The sequence below is a fragment of the Candidatus Protofrankia californiensis genome, from assembly GCF_900634765.1.
Taxonomy (GTDB): Bacteria; Actinomycetota; Actinomycetes; order Frankiales; family Frankiaceae; genus Protofrankia; species Protofrankia californiensis.
In genome coordinates this window covers 731-1,188 of record NZ_CAAAFT010000359.1, presented here as the reverse complement: position 1 = coordinate 1,188, position 458 = coordinate 731, and the positions used below count along the sequence as shown (strand labels likewise).

Sequence of the window (458 nt, the reverse complement as noted above, 5' to 3'; positions counted from 1 at the left end):
GGGGTGGTAGTCCAGACCAGCAGGTTCACGCCCGCCTCAGCAAGCGGACCGGAGGTCACCGGGAACCGGACGTACACCGACGGATCGACCACGTCCGCGTATCCCTGAGAGACCTCGTGGTCGGACAGGGGTGTTTCGTCACGCGGGCAGTACGGGGTGACCCGGTGGTCTTCGACGAGCAGCCCCTTGTCGAAGATCTGCTTGAGGGACCACCAGACGCTCTCGATGTAGGGGGTGTCCATGGTGCGGTAGGCGTTGTCCAGATCGCACCAGTAGCCCATGCGCTCGGTCATCCGGGAGAAGTCGGCGACGTGACGCAGCACCGACTCGCGGCAGCGGGCATTGAACTCGGCGATGCCGAAGTCCTCGATGTCGCTCTTGCTGGTGAAACCCAGCTCCTTTTCTACGGCGAGCTCGACGGGCAAGCCGTGGCAGTCCCAGCCGGCGCGGCGCGGAAC

Annotated in this window: 1 protein-coding gene; it reads right to left on the bottom strand. The window is 65.3% G+C overall.

The features are described from left to right. The coding region (locus tag DD1DGNOD_RS18640) for a class I tRNA ligase family protein (RefSeq protein WP_165036862.1) at positions 1–458 on the bottom strand (458 nt) is incomplete at both ends.